General features: G+C 43.6%; 2 protein-coding genes. One reads left to right on the top strand and one right to left on the bottom strand.

Features of this window, described 5'->3' with window-relative positions:
* Positions 1 to 52 precede the first annotated feature (52 nt).
* Complete coding sequence (locus tag RDS42_RS14535) at positions 53 to 412, top strand: YccF domain-containing protein (protein ID WP_308784284.1); 360 nt, start codon at positions 53 to 55, stop codon at positions 410 to 412.
* Between the two features lie 63 nt (positions 413 to 475).
* Here RDS42_RS14535 and RDS42_RS14530 read toward each other — a convergent pair whose 3' ends face one another.
* Positions 476 to 1,861, bottom strand: a complete 1,386-nt coding sequence (locus RDS42_RS14530; RefSeq protein ID WP_331603632.1) for a CapA family protein — start codon at positions 1,859 to 1,861, stop codon at positions 476 to 478.
* Positions 1,862 to 1,912: the final 51 nt, after the last annotated feature.

Raw genomic sequence — 1,912 nt, 5'->3', positions numbered from 1 at the left:
ATAGATTAGCATATGTATACGAAATAAAGAGATCAATTTCAGGAGGAAAAATATGGGTTGTCTTGGTAATTTACTGTGGTTTATATTTGGAGGTGCAATCAGTGCCCTGAGCTGGTGTGTGGCAGGCTGTCTGTGGTGCATCACAGTGGTAGGTATTCCCATCGGGATGCAGTGCTTTAAATTTGCTTCTCTCAGCTGTTTTCCCTTTGGAAAAGAGGTACGCTATGGTGGAGGGGCGGTGTCTCTTCTGGTAAATATCATCTGGCTGGCAGTGTCTGGTCTTCCCCTTGCCCTTGAACATGCAGTTCTTGGAATGCTTTTATGTGTGACGGTGATCGGAATTCCCTTTGGGCTGCAGCAGTTTAAGCTTGCCAAACTGGCTCTGATGCCTTTTGGAGCGGAAGTATATTAAAAAACGCGGTATCTGCAGGATTTGGAAAAACATGTTTTCCACGCTTACAGATACCGCATTTTTTTATGATTTATCGAAAGTGTCCTCATCGCTTTCGGCGGAGTTCTCCTCGTTTGCAGAAGAATCTATTTCTTCTGTACTGGCCGGAGTGATCCAGGTACTTCTTTCTTCGATTTTATTCATGATCCGGTCAGCTTCTTCGCCCTCTGCGGGAGTGGGCTGATAATTGTTGTAATCATAGTCAGAAGAAATGGAGCAGGGGATAATGTTTGTATTATTATCTGAGGCTACTCCGTTTTTGTCTACGGTAAAGGTTTGCTGAAAGATCATGCTGTCCATATCACTAGGATAGGAATTTCCTCCAAAACAGAAGTTCCCAAGGCTGTATACGATATTTTTTCCTTTATAGGTTTCCATACCCTGGAGAACATGGGGATGATGACCGCAGACCAGATCAGCTCCTTCGTCGATAGCAAGACGTCCAAGAGTTGTCTGGTTGGAATCAGGAATCTCTTCTTTTTCGTTTCCCCAGTGAAAGATTACAATTGTGATAACCGCTCCCTGTTCTTTGACTTTGGCGATATTCTGTTTCAGCTGTTCTGTCCGTTCCAGATGATCCTTCAGTTCATAGATTCCTACAAGGCCGATCTTGACGCCTTTTATTTCTATAACCGCTGTTTCATCGTATCCAAAATGAGTGATTCCCTCTTGATCGAGAGCTGCCAGTGTGTCGGCAAATCCCTGTTCGCCGTAATCATGGCTGTGGTTATTTGCCAAAGTTACAGCTTCCACTGAGCCGTCAGAGAGAATGCTGGAAAATTCTGCAGGAGCTTTAAAGGCAAACTGTTTGTCTTCTCTCTCTTCAGAATCCGTCAGTGTTCCTTCAAAATTGGCAATGGTCAGGTCATCAGCGGAAAAAATATCTTTTACATTACGGAAAAAATATTCAGAGCCATAGCTTTCATAATAAGCGTTCAGACTGGTATCGTAATCAAAATTTTCATCTGTTCCAAGGGTGCAGTCTCCTACAACGCTGACGGTAAGGGACACGGGTTCTGCCGGAAGAGCAGAGTTTTCTTGCGGATCAGGCTCTGTATCATCAGAAGAAGTTTTTTTCTTCTGATCAGAATTTACTGTGTCGGAGTTTTGCGTTCCATCTGTTTGTACAGTTTGCGTGTTTGTAGGTTTTGATTTTTTATCTATACAGCTGCGAATTGCAAAAGTAAGCAGAATAAGTAAAAGAATCAAACCCATTCCGCCGGCCAGCAGCAGACGCTTCCGGCGCTGACGGTAATAACGGGATTTCTGATACATTTTTCGGCGGCGAGAAGCATTCTTTTTCTGTAAAGCAGGATTTCTGCGGCTGGGAGTCCGGGAAGCTTCGGAAGTGCCTGAAGATTTATGCCGGGAATGTTTTCTGGAAGGTTGGTTGGAAGCGGGCTGATTCATACGTATACTCCTTGTCTTTTGTAAAGTAGATATAAAAGAGAAAAAAGTTAT

This window comes from uncultured Blautia sp. (assembly GCF_902497045.1).
GTDB lineage: Bacteria > Bacillota > Clostridia > Lachnospirales > Lachnospiraceae > Blautia_A.
Note: the sequence above shows the minus strand (reverse complement) of the source record. Positions and strands in the feature narration are given on the sequence as shown.